Annotated in this window: 24 protein-coding genes; 15 read left to right on the forward strand and 9 right to left on the reverse strand. The window is 71.5% G+C overall.

Annotated features, from left to right (window positions below; all coding sequences use genetic code 11):
• Positions 1 to 16 precede the first annotated feature (16 nt).
• The 4 genes from ABFY07_RS15240 to ABFY07_RS15255 form a co-directional block, all read right to left on the reverse strand.
• Complete coding sequence (locus tag ABFY07_RS15240; RefSeq protein ID WP_065964680.1) at positions 17 to 493, reverse strand: MarR family winged helix-turn-helix transcriptional regulator; 477 nt, start codon at positions 491 to 493, stop codon at positions 17 to 19.
• A gap of 85 nt (positions 494 to 578) precedes the next feature.
• The gene (locus tag ABFY07_RS15245; protein ID WP_346175012.1) at positions 579 to 1,259 is read right to left on the reverse strand and encodes an AIM24 family protein; all 681 of its coding nucleotides are present in this window, start codon (positions 1,257 to 1,259) and stop codon (positions 579 to 581) included.
• On the reverse strand, positions 1,256 to 1,906 hold the full coding sequence (locus tag ABFY07_RS15250) for an AIM24 family protein (protein ID WP_065964686.1): 651 nt from the start codon (positions 1,904 to 1,906) through the stop codon (positions 1,256 to 1,258). Before ABFY07_RS15250 ends, ABFY07_RS15245 begins: the two co-directional genes overlap by 4 nt.
• Positions 1,906 to 2,544 (reverse strand): AIM24 family protein, encoded by a 639-nt coding sequence (locus tag ABFY07_RS15255; protein WP_346175013.1) that lies wholly within the window; start codon positions 2,542 to 2,544, stop codon positions 1,906 to 1,908. The genes ABFY07_RS15250 and ABFY07_RS15255 overlap by 1 nt, the downstream gene beginning before the upstream one ends.
• Before the next feature lie 163 nt (positions 2,545 to 2,707).
• On the opposite strand from ABFY07_RS15255, the gene ABFY07_RS15260 reads away from it, so the two are divergent.
• Positions 2,708 to 3,052, forward strand: coding sequence for a DUF3817 domain-containing protein (locus ABFY07_RS15260; RefSeq protein WP_346175014.1), 345 nt, complete (start codon positions 2,708 to 2,710; stop codon positions 3,050 to 3,052).
• Positions 3,049 to 3,342, forward strand: a complete 294-nt coding sequence (locus ABFY07_RS15265) for an MTH1187 family thiamine-binding protein (RefSeq protein WP_065964694.1) — start codon at positions 3,049 to 3,051, stop codon at positions 3,340 to 3,342. Before ABFY07_RS15260 ends, ABFY07_RS15265 begins: the two co-directional genes overlap by 4 nt.
• A gap of 36 nt (positions 3,343 to 3,378) precedes the next feature.
• Here the strand turns inward: ABFY07_RS15265 and ABFY07_RS15270 are convergent, their stop codons facing one another.
• The gene (locus ABFY07_RS15270; protein WP_346175015.1) at positions 3,379 to 4,371 is read right to left on the reverse strand and encodes an ArsR/SmtB family transcription factor; all 993 of its coding nucleotides are present in this window, start codon (positions 4,369 to 4,371) and stop codon (positions 3,379 to 3,381) included.
• 142 nt (positions 4,372 to 4,513) lie between these two features.
• On the opposite strand from ABFY07_RS15270, the gene ABFY07_RS15275 reads away from it, so the two are divergent.
• From ABFY07_RS15275 to ABFY07_RS15290, 4 genes are all read left to right on the forward strand, one after another.
• Entirely contained in the window at positions 4,514 to 5,845 is a 1,332-nt protein-coding gene (locus tag ABFY07_RS15275) for an MFS transporter (RefSeq protein WP_346175016.1), read from the forward strand.
• A gap of 43 nt (positions 5,846 to 5,888) precedes the next feature.
• On the forward strand, positions 5,889 to 6,398 hold the full coding sequence (locus tag ABFY07_RS15280; RefSeq protein WP_346175017.1) for a MarR family transcriptional regulator: 510 nt from the start codon (positions 5,889 to 5,891) through the stop codon (positions 6,396 to 6,398).
• 54 nt (positions 6,399 to 6,452) lie between these two features.
• Positions 6,453 to 6,791 (forward strand): DUF3817 domain-containing protein, encoded by a 339-nt coding sequence (locus ABFY07_RS15285; protein ID WP_065964792.1) that lies wholly within the window; start codon positions 6,453 to 6,455, stop codon positions 6,789 to 6,791.
• Between the two features lie 149 nt (positions 6,792 to 6,940).
• Positions 6,941 to 8,641: a coenzyme B12-dependent isobutyryl-CoA mutase large subunit gene (locus ABFY07_RS15290; RefSeq protein ID WP_346175018.1), complete on the forward strand. Its 1,701-nt coding sequence runs from the start codon at positions 6,941 to 6,943 to the stop codon at positions 8,639 to 8,641.
• On the opposite strand, the gene ABFY07_RS15295 is transcribed toward ABFY07_RS15290, so the two are convergent.
• Positions 8,617 to 9,294, reverse strand: coding sequence for a TetR/AcrR family transcriptional regulator (locus tag ABFY07_RS15295; RefSeq protein ID WP_346175019.1), 678 nt, complete (start codon positions 9,292 to 9,294; stop codon positions 8,617 to 8,619). The two genes, ABFY07_RS15290 and ABFY07_RS15295, sit on opposite strands and share 25 nt — an antisense overlap.
• Positions 9,295 to 9,422: 128 nt before the next feature.
• On the opposite strand from ABFY07_RS15295, the gene ABFY07_RS15300 reads away from it, so the two are divergent.
• The 4 genes from ABFY07_RS15300 (at position 9,423) to ABFY07_RS15315 (ending at position 13,658) form a co-directional block, all read left to right on the forward strand.
• The gene (locus ABFY07_RS15300; RefSeq protein WP_346175020.1) at positions 9,423 to 10,385 is read left to right on the forward strand and encodes a tetratricopeptide repeat protein; all 963 of its coding nucleotides are present in this window, start codon (positions 9,423 to 9,425) and stop codon (positions 10,383 to 10,385) included.
• A gap of 558 nt (positions 10,386 to 10,943) precedes the next feature.
• A complete protein-coding gene (locus ABFY07_RS15305) occupies positions 10,944 to 11,558 on the forward strand; it encodes a DUF6230 family protein (RefSeq protein WP_346175021.1) in 615 nt (204 codons plus the stop codon).
• 143 nt (positions 11,559 to 11,701) lie between these two features.
• Positions 11,702 to 12,265 carry a DUF6114 domain-containing protein gene (locus ABFY07_RS15310; RefSeq protein WP_346175022.1) on the forward strand — a complete coding sequence of 188 codons (564 nt, stop codon included), beginning with the start codon at positions 11,702 to 11,704 and terminating at the stop codon, positions 12,263 to 12,265.
• A complete protein-coding gene (locus tag ABFY07_RS15315; protein WP_346175023.1) occupies positions 12,243 to 13,658 on the forward strand; it encodes a hydrogenase expression protein HypF in 1,416 nt (471 codons plus the stop codon). Before ABFY07_RS15310 ends, ABFY07_RS15315 begins: the two co-directional genes overlap by 23 nt.
• Before the next feature lie 126 nt (positions 13,659 to 13,784).
• Here the strand turns inward: ABFY07_RS15315 and pyk are convergent, their stop codons facing one another.
• The 3 genes from pyk to pta form a co-directional block, all read right to left on the reverse strand.
• Positions 13,785 to 15,212 (reverse strand): pyruvate kinase, encoded by a 1,428-nt coding sequence (pyk, locus tag ABFY07_RS15320; RefSeq protein ID WP_346175024.1) that lies wholly within the window; start codon positions 15,210 to 15,212, stop codon positions 13,785 to 13,787.
• A 92-nt stretch (positions 15,213 to 15,304) separates the two neighbouring features.
• Positions 15,305 to 16,450, reverse strand: coding sequence for an acetate kinase (locus ABFY07_RS15325; RefSeq protein ID WP_346175063.1), 1,146 nt, complete (start codon positions 16,448 to 16,450; stop codon positions 15,305 to 15,307).
• Between the two features lie 8 nt (positions 16,451 to 16,458).
• Positions 16,459 to 18,564, reverse strand: a complete 2,106-nt coding sequence (pta, locus tag ABFY07_RS15330) for a phosphate acetyltransferase (RefSeq protein ID WP_346175025.1) — start codon at positions 18,562 to 18,564, stop codon at positions 16,459 to 16,461.
• Positions 18,565 to 18,833: 269 nt separating this feature from the next.
• Here pta and ABFY07_RS15335 point away from each other — a divergent pair, with 269 nt between their 5' ends.
• From ABFY07_RS15335 to ABFY07_RS15355, 5 genes are all read left to right on the forward strand, one after another.
• Positions 18,834 to 19,859: an ATP-dependent 6-phosphofructokinase gene (locus tag ABFY07_RS15335; RefSeq protein WP_065964717.1), complete on the forward strand. Its 1,026-nt coding sequence runs from the start codon at positions 18,834 to 18,836 to the stop codon at positions 19,857 to 19,859.
• Positions 19,860 to 20,037: 178 nt separating this feature from the next.
• Complete coding sequence (locus tag ABFY07_RS15340) at positions 20,038 to 21,432, forward strand: hypothetical protein (RefSeq protein WP_346175026.1); 1,395 nt, start codon at positions 20,038 to 20,040, stop codon at positions 21,430 to 21,432.
• Entirely contained in the window at positions 21,432 to 22,592 is a 1,161-nt protein-coding gene (locus ABFY07_RS15345) for a hypothetical protein (RefSeq protein WP_346175027.1), read from the forward strand. Before ABFY07_RS15340 ends, ABFY07_RS15345 begins: the two co-directional genes overlap by 1 nt.
• Before the next feature lie 123 nt (positions 22,593 to 22,715).
• Entirely contained in the window at positions 22,716 to 22,931 is a 216-nt protein-coding gene (locus tag ABFY07_RS15350; protein ID WP_014179945.1) for a type II toxin-antitoxin system VapB family antitoxin, read from the forward strand.
• On the forward strand, positions 22,928 to 23,344 hold the full coding sequence (locus tag ABFY07_RS15355; protein ID WP_346175028.1) for a PIN domain nuclease: 417 nt from the start codon (positions 22,928 to 22,930) through the stop codon (positions 23,342 to 23,344). The genes ABFY07_RS15350 and ABFY07_RS15355 overlap by 4 nt, the downstream gene beginning before the upstream one ends.
• Positions 23,345 to 23,421 lie beyond the last annotated feature (77 nt).

Consider the following 23,421-nt stretch of genomic DNA (forward strand, 5'->3'; position numbering starts at 1 on the left):
GGTCGGTCCGGGGTGCCTAGACGCGGCCGCGCTGGGCGCGCAGGTGGTCGGCGATCGGGGTCAGGGAGTCGTGGACGGCCTCGAGGGCCTCCGGGCTGAGCAGGTCGATGAAGTGCTTGCGCACCGACTCGACGTGGTGCGGCGCGACCTTGCGCATGGTCTCCCAGCCGTCTTCGGTCAGCACCGCGTAGAGCCCGCGCCGGTCCGACTCGCAGTTCTCGCGGCGGACCAGTCCGGCGTTCTCCATCCGGGTGATCTGGTGGGAGAGGCGGCTCTTGGACTGCAGCGTGGCGGCGGCGAGGTCGCTCATGCGCATCCGGTGGCCTTCCGACTCCGAGAGGTTGACCAGGATCTCGTAGTCGTTCATCGTCAGTCCGAACGGCTGGAGGTCTCGTTCGAGCTGGTAGGTCAGCAGCCTGCTGACGTCCAGGTGAATCCGCCAGGCGCGTTGTTCCTCGTCGCTGAGCCAGCGCGTGCCGTTCTCGGTCTCCATGGGAAGTATTCTACCTGTAGAAGTTGAATTTCGAACCAATGGATGTGAGGTCACCTGTTCGACGTTACACTCCGCATGCTCGCGCTCACGAACCGGTACCCCCGGTGTGCCCCGTCTCCACCTCGGCGATGAGTTCCTCCGTCGACTGGAGCAGCACCGTCCCCGCGCCGACGAACTCGAACTGGTGCTCCTCGCCCGAGGTGCCCCCGATACCGGTGTGCGCGCGGACCCCGCCGAGGAAGCCGCGCAGATACTCGTGATCGTAGTGGTGATTGGGCGTCGGGCAGTCCGCCCAGCCGACGAGGGCCTGCGGGTCCACCCGGATCGGCGGCTCCATGAAGACCACCGGGCCGTTGGAGGCCGCGACGAACTTGCCGGTGCCGATGAGGGTCAGGAACCCCGGGACGATCGACTGCTTGAGGGACAGCGACGGCTGGAACGCCAGCAGATTGCCGGACCGGATGGTGAGGTTGCCGTCGTCGAGGTCGTAGGAGTTGACGTCGAAGGCCCGGTCCGCGAGCACCATCTTGCCCCGCCCCTCGGCCACCACCCAGTCGGCCGCGTGCAGCGGGGAGTGGAAGCTGTGCGCGATCAGGCGGTCCAGCCGGCCCAGGCCCACGCCCTGGAAGTCGATCTGCCCGTAGTAGGCGATCATCTTCCCTTTCTGGAGGAACCACTGGCCGTTCAGCTCCACGCTGAAGGCGTACGGGTTGATGTTGTCGTCGGCCGGAAGGGTGTACGCGTCGTGGATGACGGGGCCGTTCAAAGCTTCTCCTCCGATGCCTGGACATACACCGTGCCGCTGCCCGAGAGCTCCAGCTGGAACGCCTCCCCCGAGCCGCGGCCGACCATCTCGCGCCAGCCGAGCGCGGCCGAGAGCTTGTTGCGCACGTCCCCGCGGTGGGCGACATAGGCCTGCGGGTCGACGTGGACCGGGCGCCCGGGGGTGATCGGCAGCTGGATCACCCCGCCGTGCGCCATGACCGCCGCCGAGCCGTGCCCCTCCAGCGTCGTCGTGAAGAGCCCCTGGCCGGTGACCTGTCCGCGCACGATGCCCATCACCCCGCCCTGCGAGCCCATGAACATCGTGCCCTGGCGCAGCGACCCGTCGAAGGCCAGCAGCCGGTCCGCCTCGACGTAGAGCGTCTCGCCGGACAGATGGATCACCTCGACATGGTGGCCGCCGTGGCCGAACATCACCGTGCCGCTGCCCTCGACGGTCATCAGCGGGGTCGCCTCGCCCGCGACCCGGCGGCCGATCATGCCCATCACCCCGCGCTGCCCGCCGGTGATGCTGGGCGTGAACCGCACCTCGCCCCGGTAGGCCAGCATCGCGCCGCGCTGGCTGAAGAGCGTCTGGCCGGGCTGCACCTGCGCCTCGACCATCCGCGAGTTCAAGACGTTGAAGGGCATCAGAGGTCCCCACCGATCGTGTTGCGCTCGCTCGGCTGTACGTACACCAGTCCCTCGCCCTCGAAGCGGATCTGGAACGCCTCGCCCGAACTCTCGCCTATGAACGTGCGGAAGTTCACCCCGGACTGGAAGTGCTGCTTGAGCTTGCCCGTATGGGCGATGTACGCGCCCGGGTCCACCTGCAGCGGCAGCTCGGGGGTGACGCGCAGTACCACCGCCGTGCCGTCGGAGAGGACCGCCGCCTGGCCGGTGCCCTCGACGGTGGTGGTGAACAGGCCGTTGCCCTGCGCCGAACCACGCAGCCCGGTGAAGGAGGTCCCGGTGCGCAGCGCGGCGTCGACGCACAGCAGATTGCTGGCCTCCACGTACAGCGTCTCGCCGTGCAGCGACACCAGGTTGACCTCGCTCGCCCGGTCGGCGAAGTAGCAGGTGCCGTGCCCCTTGACCTCCATGATCGCCATCTGCTCGCCGGTGAGCCGCCGGGTCACCATCCCGCGCAGACCGTCCCCGCCGCCGGTTTTCTTCTTGAAGGACATCTCCCCCTCGTACGCGACCATCGAGCCGTTCTTGGCCTTCACGGAATCGCCGGTCATGTCGACGGCGAGCACCTTGCTCCCCTGGAGCCGAAACTGAGCCACGGATCCGACGTTATCGGGACCGAACGACGCGGAACAGGGACAGCCGGACCCCGGCGCGGTGATCGGGTTCGGGGCTGCGACAATGCCAGGGGAGCTTGTGCATCGCTTCACAAGCTCTCGCCCGTGTCATCCGGCCGTCCTCTCTCCTAAGGTTGCTGCTCCCGTGGACTTCAAGACCGCCACCGCCCTGCGGAGGCTCCGCCTGGTCTCCGCTCCCGAGGCCGTCTCCTTCCTGCTGCTGCTCGTCTGCTCGGTGCTCAAGCGCACGACCGACTTCAACGCCGTCCCGGTGATGGGCCTGGTGCACGGCGTCCTGTTCATCCTGTACGTGGTCTTCTGGCTGGACGCCTGGAAGCGCGCCCAGTGGGACCGCAAGACCGCCGCGCTCTACTTCGTGCTCTCGGTGCTGCCGACCGGCGGCTTCTTCGCCGAGCGCATGCTCAAGCGGGAGGCCGAGGCCAGCGTGATCGCCGCCCGCGCCCGCCGGGAAGGCGTGGTCAACGCATGATCGTCGCCTTCTCCGTGACCCCGCTCGGCGTCGGCGAGGACGTGGGGGAGTACGTCGCCGACGCGGTGCGGGTGGTGCGCGAGTCCGGCCTGCCCAACCGCACGGACGCGATGTTCACCTCCGTCGAGGGCGAGTGGGACGAGGTCATGGACGTCGTCAAGCGCGCGGTCGCGGCCGTCGAGGCACGGGCGCCGCGGGTGTCCGTGGTCCTCAAGGCGGACATCCGGCCGGGCGTGACGGACGGGCTCACCTCGAAGGTCGAGACGGTCGAGCGGCACCTGGCGGGCTGAGCCCCGCCAGGGCCGGCCGCCTTCCGGCGGCCGGCCCTACGCCACGTCCCCCTCCAGCAGCGCCGTGCCCAGCGGCGTGCGCTCGTACAGCACCCGGTGGCCGTCGCGGCGCGACGTCAGCAGGCCGGCCGAGCGCAGCACCGCCAGGTGCGCCGAGACCGACGACGGCGCCAGGCCCAGCCGCTGGGCCAGCGCCGTCGTGGAGGCGGGCTCCTCCAGGCCGCTGAGGACGGCCGCGCGGTTGGCGCCGAGGAGCCGTACGAGCGCGTCCGCCGCGCGCTCGACGGGCTCCTGCCAGAGCCTGCCCACCCCCCGCGCCGGGTAGATCACCGTCGGCTGCCACGGCGGGGCGAAGCCGCTCACCACGTCCGGCCAGACGAAGACGCTCGGCATCAGCAGCAGGCCCCGGCCGTCCAGCGGCTGCACCTCCGGGTCCTCGCCCCGGGTGCTGACCGTCAGCCGCCCCTCGGACCAGTCCACCACCGGGCGCAGATCGGCGAAGAGCCGCTCCAGACCCCCGTCGGCGAGCTGCCGGGCGCGGTAGGCCACATCGGCCTCCAGCAGGGCGCGCACCCGGGGCCAGTCCGGGGCGAGCAGCGCGTGCCAGATCCGCTCGGTCAGATCCGCGAGCCGCCGCACCGCCCGCGCCGGGTCGTCCAGCAGCGCCCGCCCGGCCGGGGACTCGGCCGCCCCCGGCGTGAAGGCCATGGACCGCACCATCTCCCGGCGGGCGGCCGCCGGCTCGGTGGCCCGCAGCCGCGCCAGCTCCTCCTCGACCGAGGGATACGGCACCTCCGGCGGCGGCCCCAGGAAGTCGGGGGTGTAGCCGCGGATCGGGATGAACAGCGCGAACAGGGAGAGGTCGAGCCCGGCCACGGCCGGGCGGACCCGGCGCAGCCACGGCAGGTGGTAGGGGTACCGCTCGGGGCGCAGCAGCGTCCGTACCGCCTCGTGGGTCTGGCCCAGCGGGGAGATGGCGAACCGGCAGCGCAGTAAGTCGTCCGTCCCGAAGCTCATGCGCAGCGGCATGTCTCCCCCCTTCGTCGGGATGCCCCTCATGGTTCGTCTTGAGGCGCGCCTCAAGGTTCGTCTCAAGGTCCGTGGTTCGCTTCAAGATTCGTCTCGGGCCGAAACACTAGAGCTTCCCAGGCCGCCGGGGCACGCTGCGGCCATGCCAACGCCTTCCGGGTCCGGGACGACGGACCCCACCTCGCCGCGCCCTGCCGCAGACGCCTCCCGACCCGAGCCCGCGGCCGAGGGCGCCGGGGTGCCCGCCCCCACGGAACCCCTCCCGGGAGGCGTCGGCTACCTCGCCGTGTTCGCGGTGCGCGAGTTCCGGGCCGTGTTCGTCGCGCATGTGATGTCGATGCTCGGCGAGGTGGTCTGCGGTATCGCGCTGTCCGTCCTGGTCTACCGGGCCACCGGCTCCCCGCTGCTGTCCGCCCTGGCCTTCGCCTTCGCCCTGCTGCCGTACGTGGTCGGCGGCACCCTGCTGTCCGCCGTGGCCGACCGCTACCCGGCCCGCCGCGTCCTCGTCGTGTGCGACCTGGCCAGCGCCGCCTGCGTGGCCACGATGGTGGTGCCGGGCGCGCCCGTCTGGCTGCTGCTGGCGCTGCGCTGCGTGCCCGCCGCGATCTCCCCCGTCTTCACCGGCACGCGGGCCGCGACGCTCAGCGACATCCTGGGGGAGGGCGATCTGTTCGTACTGGGCCGGTCGGTCATCCGGCTCAGCGCGCAGGGCGCTCAGCTCGCCGGCTTCGCCGCGGGCGGGCTGCTGCTGACCGCGGTCTCGCCGCGCGCGGTGCTCGCGATCACGGCGGCCTCGTTCGTGGGCTCGGCGCTGGTGCTGCGCCTGGGCACCCGCCGCCGCCCGGCCCGCGCGGACGGCCGGCGCGGCGCGCTGCTCGGCGACTCGCTGCGCGGCATGCGGCAGCTGTTCGCCGTGCCCCGGATCCGGATCCTGTTCCTGCTCAGCTGGGTGCCGCCCACGTTCGTGGTGATGTCGGAGGCGCTGCTGACCCCGTACTCCGACCGGCTGGGCTTCGACTCGACCGGGCTCGGGCTGCTGATGTGCGGGATGCCGGTCGGCGCGATCGTCAGCGAGACCCTGGCGGGCACGCTGCTCGGCCCGGCCGGCCGGGCCCGGCTGACCCTGGTGGTGGCGGTGGTGTGCATGCTGCCGTCCCTGGGGTACGTCTTCGAGCCCTCCTTCGGCTGGGCGCTGGCGCTCCAGGTGGCCACGGGCTTCGGCATGTCCTACGGCCTGGGGCTCGACCAGTGGTTCGTGGCGGCCGTGCCGGAGGAGCTGCGGGGACGGGCGCTGACGGTGATGGCGGCGGGGCTGATGACCGCGCAGGGCCTGGGCATGGCGGTGGCGGGCGCGGCCGCCGAGCTGGCGCCGGTGCACCTGGTGGTCGCCGGGGCGGGGGTGTGCGGCACGGTCGGCTCCCTGCTGGTGGTGGCTCGGGTGCGGCGCGGCGGGGCGGGGCCGACCGAAACGTGAGACTGGGCTGACCATGATGTGACCGGCCGGTAGGGTCGGGTACGTGCCCAAGCCGCTCAGCCTCTCCTTCGACCCCATCGCCCGCGCAGACGAACTGTGGAAGCGACGGTGGGGGTCCGTCCCCTCGATGGCCGCGATCACCTCGATCATGCGGGCCCAGCAGATCCTGCTCGGCCAGGTCGACGCGGTGGTCAAGCCGTACGGGCTGACCTTCGCCCGCTACGAGGCGCTGGTGCTGCTCACCTTCTCCCAGTCCGGCGAGCTGACGATGTCCAAGATCGGCGAGCGGCTGATGGTCCACCCCACCTCGGTGACCAACACCGTGGACCGCCTGGTCAGGTCCGGTCTGGTGGCCAAGCGCCCGAACCCGAACGACGGCCGCGGGACGCTGGCCTCGATCACCGACCGGGGCCGCGAGGTGGTCGAGTCGGCCACCCGCGACCTGATGGCGATGGACTTCGGCCTGGGCGTGTACGACGCCGAGGACTGCTCGCGCATCTTCGAGGTGCTGCGGCCGCTGCGCGTCGCCGCGGGCGACTTCGACGCCGAGTAACACGGGCGGGGGGTGGCGAAGATCGCCCCGGAACGGGCGGTTACGCTCGACGTCATGAAGCGAAGCGTATTGACGCGCTACCGGACCATGGCCTATGTCACGGGCGTCCTGCTGATCCTGCTCACGCTCGGCGTGATCGCCAAGTACCTGCTGGACGTGGACGGCGCGTCCGGCTTCGTCAGCATCGTCGGTATCGCGCACGGCTGGCTGTACGTCCTCTACCTGGTCTTCGCCTTCGACCTGGGCTCCAAGGCGAAGTGGCCCTTCGGCAAGCTGGCCTGGGTGCTGCTCGCCGGCACCGTCCCCACGGCGGTCTTCTTCGTCGAGCGCAAGGTCGTGGCCGAGATCGAGCCGCTGGTCAGCGGCGCCGAGCCGGAGCCCGCCAAGGCCTGACCGGCCCGCCCCGCCCCCACCGCTCCGCATCACAGCGCGCGCCCCGTCCGGACTCCGGACGGGGCGCGCGCCCGTTCGGAGCAGCGGGGCGGCCGGTGTGGCCCGTGTCGCGTCGACAAATAGTTTGACGTCCTAGTAAATTTGAAGCCATGGACGCCGAAGGCATTGAGGCGGGCCGCCAGCGCTGGCAGGCCCGGTACGACGCGGCGCGGAAGCGCGAGGCCGACTTCACCACGTTGTCCGGGGACCCCGTGGATCCGGTCTACGGGCCGGCCCCGGGCGACAGCGTCGCGGGCTTCGAGCGCATCGGCTGGCCCGGTGAGTTCCCCTTCACCCGAGGGCTGTACTCGACCGGCTACCGCGGCCGCGCCTGGACCATCCGCCAGTTCGCCGGGTTCGGAAACGCCGAGCAGACCAACGAGCGCTACAAGATGATCCTCAGGGCGGGCGGCGGCGGCCTGTCGGTGGCCTTCGACATGCCGACGCTGATGGGCCGCGACTCCGACGACCCGCGCTCGCTGGGCGAGGTCGGCCACTGCGGCGTCGCCATCGACTCCGCCGCCGACATGGAGATCCTCTTCAGGGACATCCCGCTCGGCGACGTCACCACCTCCATGACGATCAGCGGCCCCGCCGTCCCCGTCTTCTGCATGTACCTGGTCGCCGCCGAGCGCCAGGGCGTCGACACCTCCGTGCTGAACGGCACGCTCCAGACGGACATCTTCAAGGAGTACATCGCCCAGAAGGAGTGGCTCTTCCAGCCCGAGCCCCATCTGCGCCTGATCGGCGACCTGATGGAGCACTGCGCGCGCGGCATCCCCGCGTACAAGCCGCTGTCGGTCTCCGGCTACCACATCCGCGAGGCCGGGGCCACGGCCGCGCAGGAGCTCGCCTACACCCTCGCCGACGGCTTCGGCTACGTCGAGCTGGGGCTCTCCCGCGGTCTCGACATCGACACCTTCGCACCCGGCCTCTCCTTCTTCTTCGACGCGCACATCGATTTCTTCGAGGAGATCGCCAAGTTCCGCGCGGCCCGCCGCATCTGGGCCCGCTGGATGCGCGATGTGTACGGGGCGAAGACCGAGAAGGCGCAGTGGCTGCGCTTCCACACCCAGACCGCCGGGGTCTCGCTCACCGCCCAGCAGCCGTACAACAACGTCGTGCGCACCGCCGTGGAGGCCCTGTCCGCGGTGCTCGGCGGCACCAACTCGCTGCACACCAACGCCCTGGACGAGACGCTCGCGCTGCCCAGCGAGCAGGCCGCCGAGATCGCCCTGCGCACCCAGCAGGTGCTGATGGAGGAGACCGGCATCCTGAACGTGGCCGACCCGCTGGGCGGTTCCTGGTACGTCGAGGCGCTGACCGACCGCATCGAGGCCGACGCCGAGAGGATCTTCGAGCAGATCAAGGAGCGCGGCCGCCGGGCGGTGCCGGACGGGCAGCACCCCATCGGGCCGATCACCTCCGGCATCCTGCGCGGCATCGAGGACGGCTGGTTCACCGGCGAGATCGCCGAGTCGGCCTTCCAGTACCAGCGGGCGCTGGAGAAGGGCGACAAGAAGGTCGTCGGCGTCAACTGCCACGAGGGCTCGGTGACCGGCGACCTGGAGATCCTGCGGGTCAGCCACGAGGTCGAGCGCGAGCAGGTGCGGGTGCTCGCCGCCCGCAAGGAGGCCCGCGACGACGCGCGGGTGACCGCCGCGCTGAAGGCCATGCTGGCCGCCGCCCGCGACGGCTCCAACATGATCGAGCCGATGCTGGAGGCGGTCCGGGCGGAGGCCACCCTCGGGGAAATCTGCGGCGTGCTCCGCGAGGAGTGGGGCAGCTACACGGAGCCCGCCGGCTTCTGAGCCGCCCCGGGCCGGTCGGCCGAGGCGGGGCAGCCCCGGTCGGCCGCCGCGGCGAACCCGCTGAGCAGCAGCTCCGCGAAGTCGCGGGCCCAGGGCGCGTCGACGGCGTCGGCGCTCACCAGCGTCCGGTGCACCACCGCGCCGGCGATCACATCGAAGATCAGGTCCGCGGTGCGGGCCGCCGCGGCGGGGTCGGTCTCCCGCGGCAGCTCGCCGCGGGCCTGGGCCCGCTCGCGGCCGAGTAGTACCAGCCGCTTCTGCCGGTCGACGATCGTGGTGCGGATCCGCTCCCGCAGCGCCTCGTCGTGGGTGGCCTCGGCGACCACGGCCATGAGCGAGGTCCTGGCCTCCGGCCGCTCCAGCAGCGCGGCGAACCGCAGCACGGTCTCCTCCACGTCGGCGCGCAGCGACCCCAGGTCGGGCAGTTCGAGCTGCTCGTCGAGGAGCGCCGCCACCGCGTCCACCACCAGCTCGCTCTTGTTCGCCCAGCGGCGGTAGAGGGTGGTCTTGGCCACACCGGCCCGGGCCGCGACATCGCCCATCGTCAGCTTGGACCAGCCGAGCTCGACCAGGGCGGCCCTCGTCGCACCGAGAATGGCGCGGTCGGCCTCGGCACTGCGGGGGCGGCCGGTGCGCCGCGCTGGCGGGCTCATGCCGGTGACCCTACCCGGACGGGGCCCGGGCCCCCTGGAACTCGCGGGGTACTTCCAGTTACGCTACGACTCGTAGCGTAAGGGTGTGCGCTTTTCCATTCGCCGCGAGAAGAGGGGAGGATAGGACCATGCAGCCACGGAACATGTCCATGAGTGGAGTGGTCGACCTCGCCGCGGTGAAGGCGGCCGGAGAAGCGAAGCAGAAGGCGGAGAGGGCGCGGGCCGAGGCGGCCCGCAAGGGCACGGCGGCGCCCACCCGTCTGGTCTTCGACGTCGACGAGGCGGGTTTCCAGCAGGACGTCCTGCAGCGCTCCACCGAAGTACCGGTCGTCATCGACTTCTGGGCCGAGTGGTGCGAGCCGTGCAAGCAGCTCGGTCCGGTCCTCGAGCGGCTGGCGGGGGAGTACGCGGGCCGGTTCGTCCTGGCGAAGATCGACGTCGACGCCAACCAGATGCTCTTCCAGCAGTTCGGGGTGCAGGGCATCCCCGCCGTGTTCGCGGTCGTCGCGGGCCAGCCGGTGCCCCTCTTCCAGGGCGCGGCGCCCGAGGCGCAGGTCCGGCAGGTGCTGGACCAGCTGATCCAGGCGGCCGAGCAGCAGTTCGGCATCGTGGGCGCCCCGGTGCAGGACGCGGACGCCGAGGGCGGTCAGCCGGCCGCGCCGCAGCCGGCCACCCCGTACGACAGCGCGCTCGCGGCGGCCCATGAGGCCCTGGACGCCGGTGACCTCGGCGGCGCGGTGCAGGCGTACAAGAACGTGCTGGCCGACGACCCGGGCAACACGGAGGCGAAGCTGGGCCTGGCGCAGGCCGAGCTGCTGAGCCGGGTGCAGGGGGCGGACGCGCAGCAGGTGCGCAAGGCGGCGGCCGACCATCCGGCCGACCCGGCGGCGCAGATCGCGGCGGCGGACCTGGACCTGGTGGGGGGTCATGTGGAGGACGCCTTCGGGCGCTTGGTCGACACCGTGCGGCGCACCGCCGGGCAGGACCGCGAGACCGCGCGCCTGCACCTGCTGGAGCTCTTCGAGGTGATCGGGGCGGACGACCCCCGGGTGGTCTCGGCGCGCGGCGCGCTGGCGCGCGTACTGTTCTGACGCCTGCCACCTCAAACAGCGAAGCGGCCGCGCTTTACCAAAACTTGGTAAACGCGGTCGCTGTAACTGGCAGTAAGTAAGGGCCAGTTTTTTGTCCCGTCATGCCGCAAATCACCGCCCGTTTCCGGTCATGTGACGGCGACCCTGAGTGCCCGGCCTCTATCGGCCTGCCGCAGTACGGTTATTCGCCCGTTACTCGCTGGTAACGAACCCCTTGTGCACCCGCCCGTCGATGGACCACGATCGGCCAAGCTCGGTCCATCCTCCAAGCCCGGCAACCGGTCGGCGCGGTCGGCGCGATGGGTCCCCACCGAGCAGGCCGGCGGCAGTGGCGCCGGCCGTGGACAGGGGGGTCTCTGCCTTCCGGCAGGGCCTGTCCAGGAGGTTGCGCGAAGGCGTGGCCAGTGGTTGTCGCTCGGGGGTGATCGCCGGTGTTTCGGGTGCGGTTCGCGCCTGTGAGACGTGGGCGCTCTCCTTCCCGAGGACGTAGCACTTCTCCCATCCCAGGCTCGGGTCTCGGCCCCAGCCGGAGATGTACGTCCGAGAAGGAGGAAAGTCATGGAGTCCCAGGCTCGTGGCGGGACCAGATGGAAGCGATTCGCGGTTGTCATGGTGCCGAGCGTCGCTGCCACGGCCGCGATCGGTGTCGCCCTCGCGCAGGGTGCGCTCGCGGCCTCGTTCAGCGTGTCCGGCCAGCAGTTCAAGGTGCGGGTGGACGAGCTCGATGGCAGGGGTTTCGTCCAGTACGGCACCCTTGACACCCAGCACGGGGGCAAGCGCGTCCCCGTCGCCGTGTCGGCGTTCAAGAACGCCAAGATCTCGGGGCTGTGCCAGTCGGTGGTGGTCCCGGTTCCGCTGTTCGGTGATGTCTCGCTGAAGCTGACGGCCGGCTACGGCAAGGAGAAGGTCGAGGCGAAGAACCTCTTCATCGACCTCGACCAGCTCGATGCCGACGCCGTGTTCAAGGGCATCAACATCGGTGTGGCGGCCGGCGACACCACCAAGGGTCCCAAGAACGACACCAACAAGAAGGACCCTGGTTCGTTCGCCCAGGAGGCCGACAGGGCGCTGCTGAGCGATGTCAAGCAGACCGCATGGGCGACCAGCGCGGGCACGTTCAAGCTCTCCGGCCTTTCCATGAAGGTCAGCAAGGGCAAGAACGAGTGCTTCTGACCCGTTGAGCAGGGTGGGGGGCCGTGTCAGCTGCCCCTCACCCGGCATCGCTCAACGGCGTCGGGGCAGCAGCACCGCGCCTATCAGTACCGCATCAGAACACCGCGATCGTCCAGATCGCCGGCCCCAGGGAGCTGTTTTCATTGAGTGCCGAGTCGCCGGGGGCGCGTGACCGTATCAGCCGCCTGCGCAGGGGTTTCAGGCATTGGCGCTGGCAGCGCCCGTTCTGGGCAGGGCTTTTGACGCTCCTGGCCGGGCTGCCGATCGGGTACCTGCCGTATGCCAACGTCACCTTGGGTCAGCTGACCGTCCGGATGTCCACCACCGCCGGATCCGGCTCGCTGATCATCGGCGTCCTGCTGATCGTGCTGGGCCTGACCATGTGGTTCCAGCCCGTCGTAAGGGTCTTCGCGGGAGTCGCCACCATCCTGCTGGGCCTCGTCTCGCTCCCCGTCTCCAACTTCGGGGGCTTCCTGGTGGGCTTCCTGCTCGCGCTCTTCGGCGGCGGGATGAGCGTCGCCTGGGCGCCGGGCGAGGCGCCCGCGGCACAGCCGGCGAAGGACGCGGGGCCCGCGCCCGACGGCGGCGCGGACGGTGAGGACGGCGCGGCCGGCCCGGATGGCGCGGACGGCGGTGAGCCGGAGCCGGCCACCGCGGGGGCCGCGCCGGACCAGGAATCCAGGAATGGGAGGCACCGTGCGGGGTGAACAGGACGAGGCGGACGCCGCGGGCGCCGCGAGCCCGCGCCGGACAAGAACGGGACCGCGCCACGCGGCTCCCAAGAAGTCGATGCTCACCCGCTTCCACATGCCCGCGGGCAAGGCGATAGCCCTCGCCGCCATGCCGACGGCCGTCCTGATGGGCATGGGGCTGACCCCGCAACTCGCCCAGGCGACCTCCCCGGCCGAGGACCGGTACAAGCCGGGGCCGTGCGTCACCCAGACCGACGAGGCCGACAAGGACAGCAAGGACAGTAAGGACAGCAAGGACAGCAAGGCCGGCGACAAGGGCGACAAGAGCACCGACAAGTCCGGCGAGGCGTCCAAGGGTTCCGAGGACAAGGGCTCCGGGGACAAGGATTCCGCGGGCAAGGGCGGGGACGGTGCCGACGAGCCCGGCTCCACGCCGACCCCCTCGGCCACCTCCGACCCGGCCTCCTCGGGCGGCAAGACGGGCGACGACGCGGACGGCAAGACGCCCGAGCAGTCCACCTCCTCGCCGAGCCCCTCCGAGACCAAGAGCAAGAACCCGCTCGACCCGCTGGGCCTCGGCGACGCGATCAAGGACATCTTCACCGGGGGCGGCGACGAGGACGGCGACAAGGAGGGGACGGCCGAGCCGAGCGCCACCCCGTCCCCGTCGAGCTCGCCGACCGGATCGTCAAGCAAGCCCTCCGACCCCGTCGGCGACACCGCCGACAAGGCCGGGGACGCGGCGAAGGACACCGCCGACAAGGCGGACAAGGCCGCGGACAACGCCAAGGACAAGGCCGGCGACGCGGCGAAGGACGCCGGGGACAAGGCCGACGAGGACAAGGCCGACGGGGCCACGCCCACGGCCACCCCCACCGCCCCCTCGCCCTCCGCGTCCGGGTCGGGCGACGGCAAGGAGCCGTTCCCCTGCCCGACGTACGACGCGGAGGCGTACGAGAACGCCGAGGGCGAGCCCACCGCCGGCCTGCTGCCCGACGAGCCCTGGACGCTCAAGAGCACCCTGCTGACCCTGCACGGGCTGAACTACGAGGGCATCGTCGAGGTCAAGACGTACAGCGGACAGATCAAGAAGGTCCTCAAGTTCACCGCCGGCGGCATTGAGATCAAGGACCTGCACCAGCTGACGGTCGGCGCCGGAGGGACGACCACCCACGTGGCCGCGCGCGAGGGCTCCACCTCCACCTTCGACAACGGCCCGATCACCATGTACACCGAGGAGCTGTCGGGCAACCTCCTGGGCATCGTCCCGATCACCTTCAGCCCCAAGAGCCCGCCGCCGCTGAACCTCCCCGAGGTGTTCTTCACCGATGTGACGGTCACCCAGGCCGGGCAGTTCGGCGGCGACCTGACGATCCCCGGCATGCATCTCTACAAGACCGGGGGATGACCCCGGGACACGGACCCGTTCGGGAGCCGCACGGCCCTCCGCACCCGTGGAGGGCGACACCGGTGGGCAGCCACCCCGGTCGGGGTGGCTGCCCACCGGCGCGTGTGCCGCCCCTTCAGCGCCGCGTCAGGCGTGCTCGCCGCCCAGGTGGTGCACCCGGACCATGTTGGTGGTGCCGGGGACGCCGGGGGGCGAACCGGCCGTGATGATCATGGTGTCGCCCTCGCTGTAGCGGCCCAGCTTGGACAGCTCGGCGTCCACGAGGTCCACCATCGCGTCGGTGTGCTCCACGTACGGCACCACGAAGGACTCGACGCCCCAGCTGAGCGTCAGCTGGTTGCGGGTGGCCACGTCCGTGGTGAAGGCGAGGATCGGCTGCTGGGCGCGGTAGCGGGACAGCCGGCGGGCGGTGTCGCCGGACTTGGTGAAGGCCACCAGCGACTGGGCGCCCAGGAAGTCGGCGATCTCGCAGGCCGCGCGGGCGACCGAGCCGCCCTGCGTACGCGGCTTCTTGCCCGGGACCAGCGGCTGCAGGCCGCGCGAGAGCAGCTCCTGCTCGGCGGCCTGGACGATGCGGGACATCGTCTTGACCGTCTCCAGCGGGTACGCGCCGACGGAGGACTCCGCGGAGAGCATGACCGCGTCGGCACCGTCCAGGATCGCGTTGGCGACGTCGGACGCCTCGGCGCGGGTCGGCCGCGAGTTGGTGATCATCGACTCCATCATCTGGGTCGCGACGATCACCGGCTTGGCGTTCCGGCGGCACAGCTCGATCAGGCGCTTCTGCACCATCGGGACCTTCTCGAGCGGATACTCGACGGCCAGGTCGCCACGGGCCACCATGACACCGTCGAAGGCCGCGACGACCCCCTCCATGTTGGCGACCGCCTGCGGCTTCTCCACCTTGGCGATCACCGGCACCCGGCGGCCCACCTCGTCCATGACGCGGTGCACGTCGCGGACGTCGGCCGCGTCCCTGACGAAGGACAGCGCGACCATGTCGCACCCCATGGCCAGCGCGAACTTCAGGTCCACGATGTCCTTCTCGGACAGCGCGGGCACGTTGACCGCGGCGCCGGGCAGGTTGATCCCCTTGTGGTCGGAGATCACGCCGCCCTCGATGACGATCGTCTTGACCCGCGGGCCCTCGACCGCGGTGACCCGCAGCTCGACATTGCCGTCGTTGATCAGGATCTGGTCGCCCTTGGACACATCCCCCGGCAGCCCCTTGTAGGTGGTGCCGCAGATGGTCCGGTCGCCCGGCACGTCCTCGGTGGTGATGGTGAACTCGTCACCGCGCACCAGCTCCACCGGGCCGTCGGCGAAGGTCTCCAGCCGGATCTTCGGGCCCTGGAGGTCGGCGAGCACGCCGACGGCGTGCCCGGTCTCCTCGGAGGCCTTGCGGACGCGGTGGTACCGCTCCTCGTGCTCCGTGTGGCTTCCGTGGCTCATGTTGAATCGGGCCACGTTCATCCCGGCCTCGATCAGCGACTTCAGCTGGTCGTAGGAGTCGACGGCGGGGCCCAGAGTGCAGACGATTTTGGAACGGCGCATGAGGCGGATCCTATCGGTTTGTTTCGGAGCGGAATTTTTAAGCTATGTCAGTCGGCGCAATACCGGGGCACGACCGCCGGAAGGGCCGGAAACTAGGCGGTGACCAGGTCGTACGCCTGGCTGGCGATCTCCAGCTCCTCGTCGGTCGGCACCACGGCCACCGCGACCCGGCTGGTCTCCGTGGAGATCAGCCGCGTCGAGGAACCGCGCAGCGCGTTGCGCACCGCGTCCACCTCGATGCCGAACACGGACAGGCCGCGCAGCGCCGCCTCCCGCACCGCCGCCGAGTTCTCCCCGACGCCCGCGGTGAAGGCGATGGCGTCCACCCGCCCCAGCACCGCGGCGTACGCGCCCACATACTTCCGCAGCCGGTGGATGTAGACGTCGAAGGCCAGCTGCGCCTCCGGGTCGCCCTCGCCCATCCGGCGGCCGATCTCCCGCATGTCGTTGTCCCCGCACAGGCCCAGCAGCCCGCTGCGCTTGTTGAGCAGGGTGTCGATCTCGTCGACCGACATCCCGCCGACCCGGGCCAGGTGGAAGATCGCCGCCGGGTCCAGGTCTCCCGAGCGGGTACCCATGACCAGGCCCTCCAACGGGGTCAGCCCCATCGAGGTGTCCACGCACACCCCGCCGCGCACGGCGGAGGCGCTGGCCCCGTTGCCCAGGTGCAGCACGATCGTGTTGACCTCGGCCAGGTCCCGGCCCAGCAGCGCGGCGGTGGCGCGCGAGACATACGCGTGCGAGGTGCCGTGGAAGCCGTAGCGCCGCACCCCGTACCGGTCGGCGGTCTCCCGGTGGACGGCGTACCGCGCCGCGGACTCCGGCATCGTCGCGTGGAACGCGGTGTCGAACACCGCGACCTGCGGCAGGTCCGGGCGCAGGTCGCGGGCCACCTTGATGCCGGTGATGTTCGCCGGGTTGTGCAGCGGGGCCAGCGGCACCAGCTTCTCGATCTCCTCGACCACCTCGTCGGTGATCAGGGTCGGCTCGGTGAACCGGGTGCCGCCGTGCACCACCCGGTGGCCGACCGCCGCGAGCGCGGGCGAGTCCAGGCCGAGACCCTGCCCGGCCAGCTCCTCGGCGACCTGCTTGAGCGCGGCCGAGTGGTCGGCGACGGGGCCCTCCCCGATCCGCTCCACGATGCCGGAGGCGAGCCGGCTGCCGTCGGCCATGTCCAGCAGCTGGTACTTGACCGACGAGGAGCCGGAGTTGAGGACGAGGACTCGGGAGCCGTTCACGGAGCTGTTCACGCGGTGGGTGCTTTCTGTACGGGGGAGACGGGGGCGGGCGTCTGGGCCTGGACGGCCGTGATCGATACGGTGTTGACGATGTCCTGGACGAGTGCCCCGCGGGAGAGATCGTTCACCGGCTTGCGCAGCCCCTGCAGCACCGGGCCGACCGCGACGGCGCCCGCCGACCGCTGCACCGCCTTGTAGGTGTTGTTGCCGGTGTTCAGGTCCGGGAAGATCAGGACCGTGGCCCTGCCCGCCACCTCCGAGTCCGGCAGCTTGGTCGCCGCGACGGCCGCGTCCACCGCCGCGTCGTACTGGATCGGGCCCTCGACCAGCAGGTCCGGCCGGCGCTCGCGGACCAGCTCGGTCGCCTTGCGCACCTTGTCGACGTCCGCGCCGGAGCCGGAGGTGCCGGTGGAGTACGAGAGCATCGCGATCCGCGGCTCCACGCCGAACTGGGCTGCCGTCGTCGCCGACTGGATGGCGATGTCCGCGAGCTGCTCGGCGTTCGGGTCCGGGTTGACCGCGCAGTCGCCGTACACCAGCACCCGGTCCGCCAGGCACATGAAGAACACGGAGGAGACGATCTGGGCGCCCGGCGCGGTCTTGATGATCTCGAAGGCGGGCCGGATGGTGGCGGCCGTGGAGTGCACCGCGCCGGAGACCATGCCGTCGGCCAGGCCCTCCTGCACCATCAGCGTGCCGAAGTACGAGACATCGGCGACCACGTCGTAGGCCAGCTCCTGGGAGACGCCCTTGTGGGCGCGCAGCCGCGCGTACAGCTCGGCGAAGCGCTCGCGCAGCGGCGAGGTCTGCGGATCGATGATCTGGGCGTCGGCCAGCTGGATGCCCAGCTCGGCGGCGCGCTTGCGGATCGCGTCCTCCTCGCCCAGCAGCGTGAGGTCGCACACGTCGCGGCGCAGCAGCACATCGGCCGCGCGCAGCACCCGCTCCTCCGTGCCCTCCGGGAGGACGACCCGGCGGCGGCCCGCCCGGGACCGCTCGATCAGCTCGTGCTCGAACATCATCGGGGTGACCCGGCCGGAGCGGGCCACCGAGATCCGGGCGGTCAGCTCGGCGGTGTCCACGTGCCGCTCGAACAGGCCGAGCGCGGTCTCGGCCTTGCGCGGCGAGGCCGCGGTGAGCTTGCCCTCCAGCGCGAACAGCTCGGCCGCGGTCGGGAAGCTGCCGCCCGCCACCGCCGCCACCGGGGTGCCGGGGGCCAGCCGGGAGGCCAGCGCCAGGATGTCCGGGCCGGGCCGCGCGTCCAGGGTCAGCAGCACCCCGGCTATGGGCGGGGCGCCCGCGCTGTGCGCCGCCAGCGCCCCGACGATCAGATCGGCCCGGTCGCCGGGGGTCACCACCAGGCAGCCCTCGGTCAGCGCGGGCAGGAAGCTGGGCAGCATGGCGCCGCCGAAGACGAAGTCCCGCACGTCCCGGGACAGCCCCGCGTGGTCGCCCAGCAGCACCTCGGCGCCCAGGGTGCGCACCACCTGCGAGACGGTGGGCGCGGACAGCGAGGCGTCCTCGGGCAGCGTGTAGCACGGCACGGGCAGGCGGCCGCTCAGCCGCTCGGCGACGGCCTCCCGGTCGCCGGGGGCCACCCGGTTCACCACGACGGCGACGACGTCGCAGCCCTGCGCCTCGTAGGCGCGGTAGGCGTTGTGCGCCTCGGCGCCCACCGACTCCGCGCTCTGGTGCTGGCCGCCCACGACGGTGATCACCGAGGCGCCGAACTCGTTCGCCAGCCGCGCGTTGAGCCCCAACTCGTCGGGGAGGCTGGTCGCGGCGTAGTCGCTGCCCAGGACCAGGACGTACTCGCAAGTGCGGGCCACCTCGTGGAAGCGGCCGACCAGGTACGACACCAGCTCCTCGGTGCCCTGCTCGGCCTGGAGGGCGGCCGCCTCCTCGTAGGTGGTCCCGAAGACGCTCTCCGGCGCCTGGCTCAGCCGGTAGCGGGCCCGCAGCAGCTCGAAGAGGCGGTCGGGGTCGTCGTGGACCAGGGGACGGAACACGCCGACCCGGTCGACATGGCGGGTCAGCAGCTCCATGACCCCCAGCTCGACGACCTGGCGGCCGTCGCCGCGCTCGATCCCGGTCACGTACACGCTGCGCGTCACGCCCTGCACTCCGATCCTTGTCGACTCTGTCCTTCTCGACTGCGCTCGACTGCGTCAGGCCGAAACTTCCCCAAAAACGGCCGTAAAGGCGGCCCTGTCCCCTTGACAATACCTGCGGGCGCGGATAAAGCGCGCGTCAGGTATGCGTCATGTGCGGGTCAGTCAAGCGTTACCCACGGGTCAGCTCCAGCGGGGCCACAGCACGGCCGGGCCCATGAAACAATCGGACTGGCTCACATCTACCCGTAGGCAGCAGGAGACACAGCACGATGCGCATCGGAGTTCTCACCGCAGGCGGCGACTGCCCCGGCCTGAACGCTGTGATCCGGTCGGTCGTCCACCGCGCGGTGGCCGGACACGGTGACGAGGTCATCGGGTTCGAGGACGGTTTCAAGGGGCTGCTCGACGGCCGCCATCGCAAGCTCGACCTGGACGCGGTGGCCGGCATCCTCTCCCGCGGCGGCACCATCCTCGGCTCCTCCCGCCTGGAGCGGGCGCGGCTGCGCGAGGCCTGCGAGACCTCCAAGGACCACGCCCGCGACTACGGCATCGACGTGCTGATCCCGATCGGCGGCGAGGGCACCCTCACCGCGGCCCGGATGCTCTCCGACGCCGGGCTGCCCATCGTCGGCGTGCCCAAGACGATCGACAACGACATCTCCTCCACCGACCGCACCTTCGGCTTCGACACCGCCGTCGGCGTCGCCACCGAGGCCATGGACCGGCTCAAGACCACCGCCGAGTCGCACCAGCGGGTCATGGTCGTCGAGGTCATGGGGCGCCACGCGGGCTGGATCGCGCTGGAGTCCGGCATGGCCGGCGGCGCCCACGGCATCTGCCTGCCGGAGCGGCCCTTCGAGATCGACGCGCTGGTGAAGATGGTCGAGGAGCGCTTCTCCCGCGGCAAGAAGTTCGCGGTGATCTGCGTCGCCGAGGGCGCGCACCCCGCCGAGGGCACGATGGAGTACAAGAAGGGCGAGATCGACCAGTACGGCCACGAGCGGTTCACCGGCATCGGCAACCGCCTCGCCGCCGAGCTGGAGCGCCGCCTCGGCAAGGAGGCCCGCCCGGTCATCCTCGGCCACGTCCAGCGCGGCGGCACCCCCACCGCGTACGACCGGGTCCTGGCCACCCGCTTCGGCTGGCACGCCGTGGAGGCCGCCCACCGCGGCGACTTCGGCATGATGACCGCGCTGCGCGGCACCGACATCACGATGGTGCCGCTCGCCGAGGCGGTCACCGAGCTCAAGACGGTGCCGGTGGACCGCATGGACGAGGCCGAGTCGGTCTTCTGAGCTGTCGGTCTTCTGAGCTTCTGACGCGCGCTTCGACCGCTTCCGGTTCCGCTCCCGCACCTCTCCCGGCCCGCGCCCCGGCGGACACGCCTCTGGTACTGTCCCGGCTTGATCAACGCCACTGGCCGATCGGACTGATCAAGGCTCTGATCAAGGGGGACGAAGGAGCGGGGGCGGGATGCGTCGGTTGTGGGCCCGCGTGTGGCTGCGCCACACGGCCCTGGTGGTACTCGTCACGGCACTGGTCGCGGTCGTCGTCATCGCGGTCCGCGACGGCGACGACGGCGGCCATCTCGCGGCCAACCGCGCCCAGTTGCGCAAGGCGTGCGACGGCGCCCTGCCGTACGAGGACCTGAGGCGGCTGGTCCCCGACGGCCGGGCGGGGGAGCTCACCCAGCACGGCACCATGCTCGAACCCGGCCAGGAGTCCCGCTCGCTGCTGGACTGCTCGCTGTCCTGGGGAGACGGGTACGGCGTCACGGTCCACGCCGAGGCGCTGGTCTCCGACGTCCCCGAGGGCATGCAGACCGACGACCTCCTCGGCACCGCCGGCGCCGACGGCACGTACGTGGCCCCCGGGACCACTGGCCAGTACGGCAGGCGCGGCGCCTGGGTGGTGGCCGAGTGCGTGGGGGGCCTGCGCGGCCGGGTCCGGCCCACGACCGACCTGTATGTCGCGGTCCTCGTCACCGACGGCGAACACCAGGGCGGCGACAGCCAGGCCGAGCGCGAGAAGCGCGCCAGGGCCGACCGGGCCACCGCCCTCACCGGCTTCCGCACCGCCGTCCACGTCGCGAACGCCATCACCAAGGCACAGAACTGCGGAAGCGCCCCGCTGAAGGTGCCCACCCGGGTGCTGGACACCTACCAGGCGTACAACGACAACGCCGACTGGCAGTCGGAACGCGTCGAGGAGCCCGGCCGCGACCTGCGCAAGTGCGGCTGGATCAACCCCCGCTCGCTGCCCGGCCTGATGTCCGGGCCCTGGACCACGCTCGGCGACATCGAGGACTCCGGCCTGGTGAGCGCCTGCCAGGGCACCTGGGACGCCGAGGCCGAGGACAACGACGGCACACAGCCGCGGGACTGGCAGATCACCGGGGTCGAGGCGGCCAGTTGGGCGGGCATCCTCGGCCGGACCGCGTACGACGCGTACGAGCGTGAGGGCCATGTGCCGGGGTGGGGAGCGACCCAGAGCCGGGGAAGGCCGTCGGGCGACGGCGGGAACGGCGACGACGGGAACAGCGACAGTGGGAAGGGCGGGAACGGCGGCCGGGAGCAGGCGGGCGCCCAGGGCGAGGACCGCATCTCCTCCTACGCCGACGACCCCCAGCTCGCCCTGTGGGCCCGCTCGGTGTGCGACGGCCGGGAGACCTACCACCGCGTCTCGGTGATCCCCGCGATCCTCATCGAGGACGGCGCGACCGCCACCCTCAGCGCCAAGGAGCACGCCAAGCTCTCCCGTACGGCGCGCACGGTGCTGGACCGCTACCTGAGCGCCGCGGACGGCTGGCCCAAGTCGGCGGGGTGCCGCGACACGAAGGTGCTCGGGGAAGTCGAGGAGTGGCACTGATGGCACTGAACGGACCGGCACTGAACGGACTGCGCGGTGCCGGGTGGCTCACCCGCCGCCGGCTGTGGGGCCTCGGGGCCGCCGTACTGGCGCTCGCCGCGCTGGCGGGCGCGATCGTGTGGATGGCGGGCAGCGACGACCGCGCGCTCGACGCGGCCTGCGACGGGGTGCTGCCCGCGAAGGATGTCCGCGCGGTGCTCGGGGACGGCGACATCAGCGTGAGCAACCGCACCGAGGGCACGTTCGACGCCGAGGCCAAGAGCACCAACACCCTGGCCGTACGCTGCGAGGTGACCGCGGACGGCAAGGGCAGCGTCCGGGTGACCATCGCGGGCGCGCCGCGCCCCCGCACCGGGTACGGCATCGCCGGGCTGTACACCTCCGTCCCCGGGGGAGACACCATCGCGGTCCCCCTCGGCCACGGCTGGTCCGGCCTCTTCGGCACGGAGAACGTGCGCCAGGGCGACAGCGAGGACGGCGAGGCGACCACCGCCGTGCTGCTCGACTGCGCCAAGGGCGGCAGCAGCCTGCTCATCACGGTCGAGACCAAGCTCGGCGGCGTCACCCTCGACGACCCCGCCGCCCGCCCCGACTTCGTCCGCACCGCGACCGCCACCGCCAAGGCGGCCAACGACCACTGGGGCTGCGGCGCGCGCCTGGGCACCCCGGTCCGCACGGTCGGCCTGCCGGTCAACGAGGACGAGTACGAGCCGCTCCTGGGCGCCAAGGGCACCTGCGCCGGCGTCCCGACGGCCGCCCGCTCCAGCGTGTCCACGGCCCGCGAGACCGCCCGCGACCGGGCCCCCCGCGAGACCTGCGCCCTCGGCGCACGCGACGGCTCGCCGCGCTACCGCCTCGACGCCTACTACGGCCCCTACGCCGAACAGGCCCGCGCCGAATACGCCGACGCCCCCACCCAGGACGGCCCCGCCCCCGCCGACAAACCCGCCGGCCGCCTCGGCCGCAGCGCCTACTGGGCCACCGCCGCCTGCCCGGACGGCGCCGAGGACGCGCTGTTCCTGGTCCGCGCCGACGGCACCGAGGACAACACCCGCCGCCGCCCCGACCTGTCGTACGAGCGCACCGCCCTCAAGGCCTTCGCGGAACGCTCGGCCCGCGGCCACGGCTGCGGGGCGCCGGTCACGCCGAAGGGCGGGTGACCAGGGCCGGCGGCCAGGGGTATGCAGTCGCCGCTCTGGTCGCACGGCCCACCGCGCGATATCTGATCGCGTAAAATTCGATATCCTGAAAGAGGTATGGGGCATCGTTCCGGAGGAGGGCACATGGCACGAACCGTCATCGACGTCGACGACGAGATGCTCGCCGAGGCCGCGGAGATCTTTGGCACTACGACCAAGGTCGCTACGGTGAATGCCGCGCTGGAAGACGCGATCAAGCGTCGCAAACGCGCATCGTTCCTGAACTGGCTGGCCGAAGGTGGGCTGCCCGACCTGACGGGTCCCGTGGAGGCTCCGGCTGATCCACACCAGGCCGCATGACCGATCGCTACCTCATCGACAAGTCCGCGCTCGCCCGTTACCCGAAGCCGGCCGTCCGTGCGGTGATCGAGCCGCTGCACAACGCGGGTCTGCTTGCCGTGTGCGGCGCCGTCGAGCTGGAGGTGTTGCACAGCGCCCGGTCGAAGACGGACGCGGAACGCATCCGCGACGAGATGCGCGGCTTCGACTGGCTTCCGACCCCTGATGAGGCATGGGACCGTGCCCTTGATGTGCAGACCCAGCTCATCGCGGCTGGTAACTGGAAGGCGCTCTCGGTATCGGACCTCGTGATCGCGGCGACCGCCGAACGTCACGGTGCTGTCGTCCTGCACTATGACGGCGACTACGACATGATCACAGCCGTGACGGGGCAGCCAATGCGATGGGTCGTGCCCCCCGGCACAGCGGACTGAGGCGCCCGCCTGCCCGGCTGGCGCCGAGGCCGCGCTGCTCCCGGTGCCCGCGGACGGCGGGCGCCCACGGCGGGTTC

The sequence above is a fragment of the Streptomyces sparsogenes subsp. cuspidosporus genome, assembly GCF_039532705.1.
Classification (GTDB): Bacteria; Actinomycetota; Actinomycetes; order Streptomycetales; family Streptomycetaceae; genus Streptomyces; species Streptomyces sparsogenes.

What these genes read in the sequence shown, in the direction of transcription:
- ABFY07_RS15240 (WP_065964680.1), bottom strand. Translation starts at nt 493, where the DNA reads ATGGAGACCGAGAACGGCACGCGCTGGCTCAGCGACGAGGAACAACGC.
- ABFY07_RS15250 (WP_065964686.1), bottom strand. Translation starts at nt 1,906, where the DNA reads ATGCCCTTCAACGTCTTGAACTCGCGGATGGTCGAGGCGCAGGTGCAG.
- ABFY07_RS15265 (WP_065964694.1), top strand. Translation starts at nt 3,049, where the DNA reads ATGATCGTCGCCTTCTCCGTGACCCCGCTCGGCGTCGGCGAGGACGTG.
- ABFY07_RS15270 (WP_346175015.1), bottom strand. Translation starts at nt 4,371, where the DNA reads ATGCCGCTGCGCATGAGCTTCGGGACGGACGACTTACTGCGCTGCCGG.
- ABFY07_RS15275 (WP_346175016.1), top strand. Translation starts at nt 4,514, where the DNA reads ATGCCAACGCCTTCCGGGTCCGGGACGACGGACCCCACCTCGCCGCGC.
- ABFY07_RS15285 (WP_065964792.1), top strand. Translation starts at nt 6,453, where the DNA reads ATGAAGCGAAGCGTATTGACGCGCTACCGGACCATGGCCTATGTCACG.
- ABFY07_RS15290 (WP_346175018.1), top strand. Translation starts at nt 6,941, where the DNA reads ATGGACGCCGAAGGCATTGAGGCGGGCCGCCAGCGCTGGCAGGCCCGG.
- ABFY07_RS15295 (WP_346175019.1), bottom strand. Translation starts at nt 9,294, where the DNA reads ATGAGCCCGCCAGCGCGGCGCACCGGCCGCCCCCGCAGTGCCGAGGCC.
- ABFY07_RS15300 (WP_346175020.1), top strand. Translation starts at nt 9,423, where the DNA reads ATGCAGCCACGGAACATGTCCATGAGTGGAGTGGTCGACCTCGCCGCG.
- ABFY07_RS15305 (WP_346175021.1), top strand. Translation starts at nt 10,944, where the DNA reads ATGGAGTCCCAGGCTCGTGGCGGGACCAGATGGAAGCGATTCGCGGTT.
- ABFY07_RS15315 (WP_346175023.1), top strand. Translation starts at nt 12,243, where the DNA reads ATGGGAGGCACCGTGCGGGGTGAACAGGACGAGGCGGACGCCGCGGGC.
- pyk (WP_346175024.1), bottom strand. Translation starts at nt 15,212, where the DNA reads ATGCGCCGTTCCAAAATCGTCTGCACTCTGGGCCCCGCCGTCGACTCC.
- ABFY07_RS15335 (WP_065964717.1), top strand. Translation starts at nt 18,834, where the DNA reads ATGCGCATCGGAGTTCTCACCGCAGGCGGCGACTGCCCCGGCCTGAAC.
- ABFY07_RS15340 (WP_346175026.1), top strand. Translation starts at nt 20,038, where the DNA reads ATGCGTCGGTTGTGGGCCCGCGTGTGGCTGCGCCACACGGCCCTGGTG.
- ABFY07_RS15345 (WP_346175027.1), top strand. Translation starts at nt 21,432, where the DNA reads ATGGCACTGAACGGACCGGCACTGAACGGACTGCGCGGTGCCGGGTGG.
- ABFY07_RS15350 (WP_014179945.1), top strand. Translation starts at nt 22,716, where the DNA reads ATGGCACGAACCGTCATCGACGTCGACGACGAGATGCTCGCCGAGGCC.
- ABFY07_RS15355 (WP_346175028.1), top strand. Translation starts at nt 22,928, where the DNA reads ATGACCGATCGCTACCTCATCGACAAGTCCGCGCTCGCCCGTTACCCG.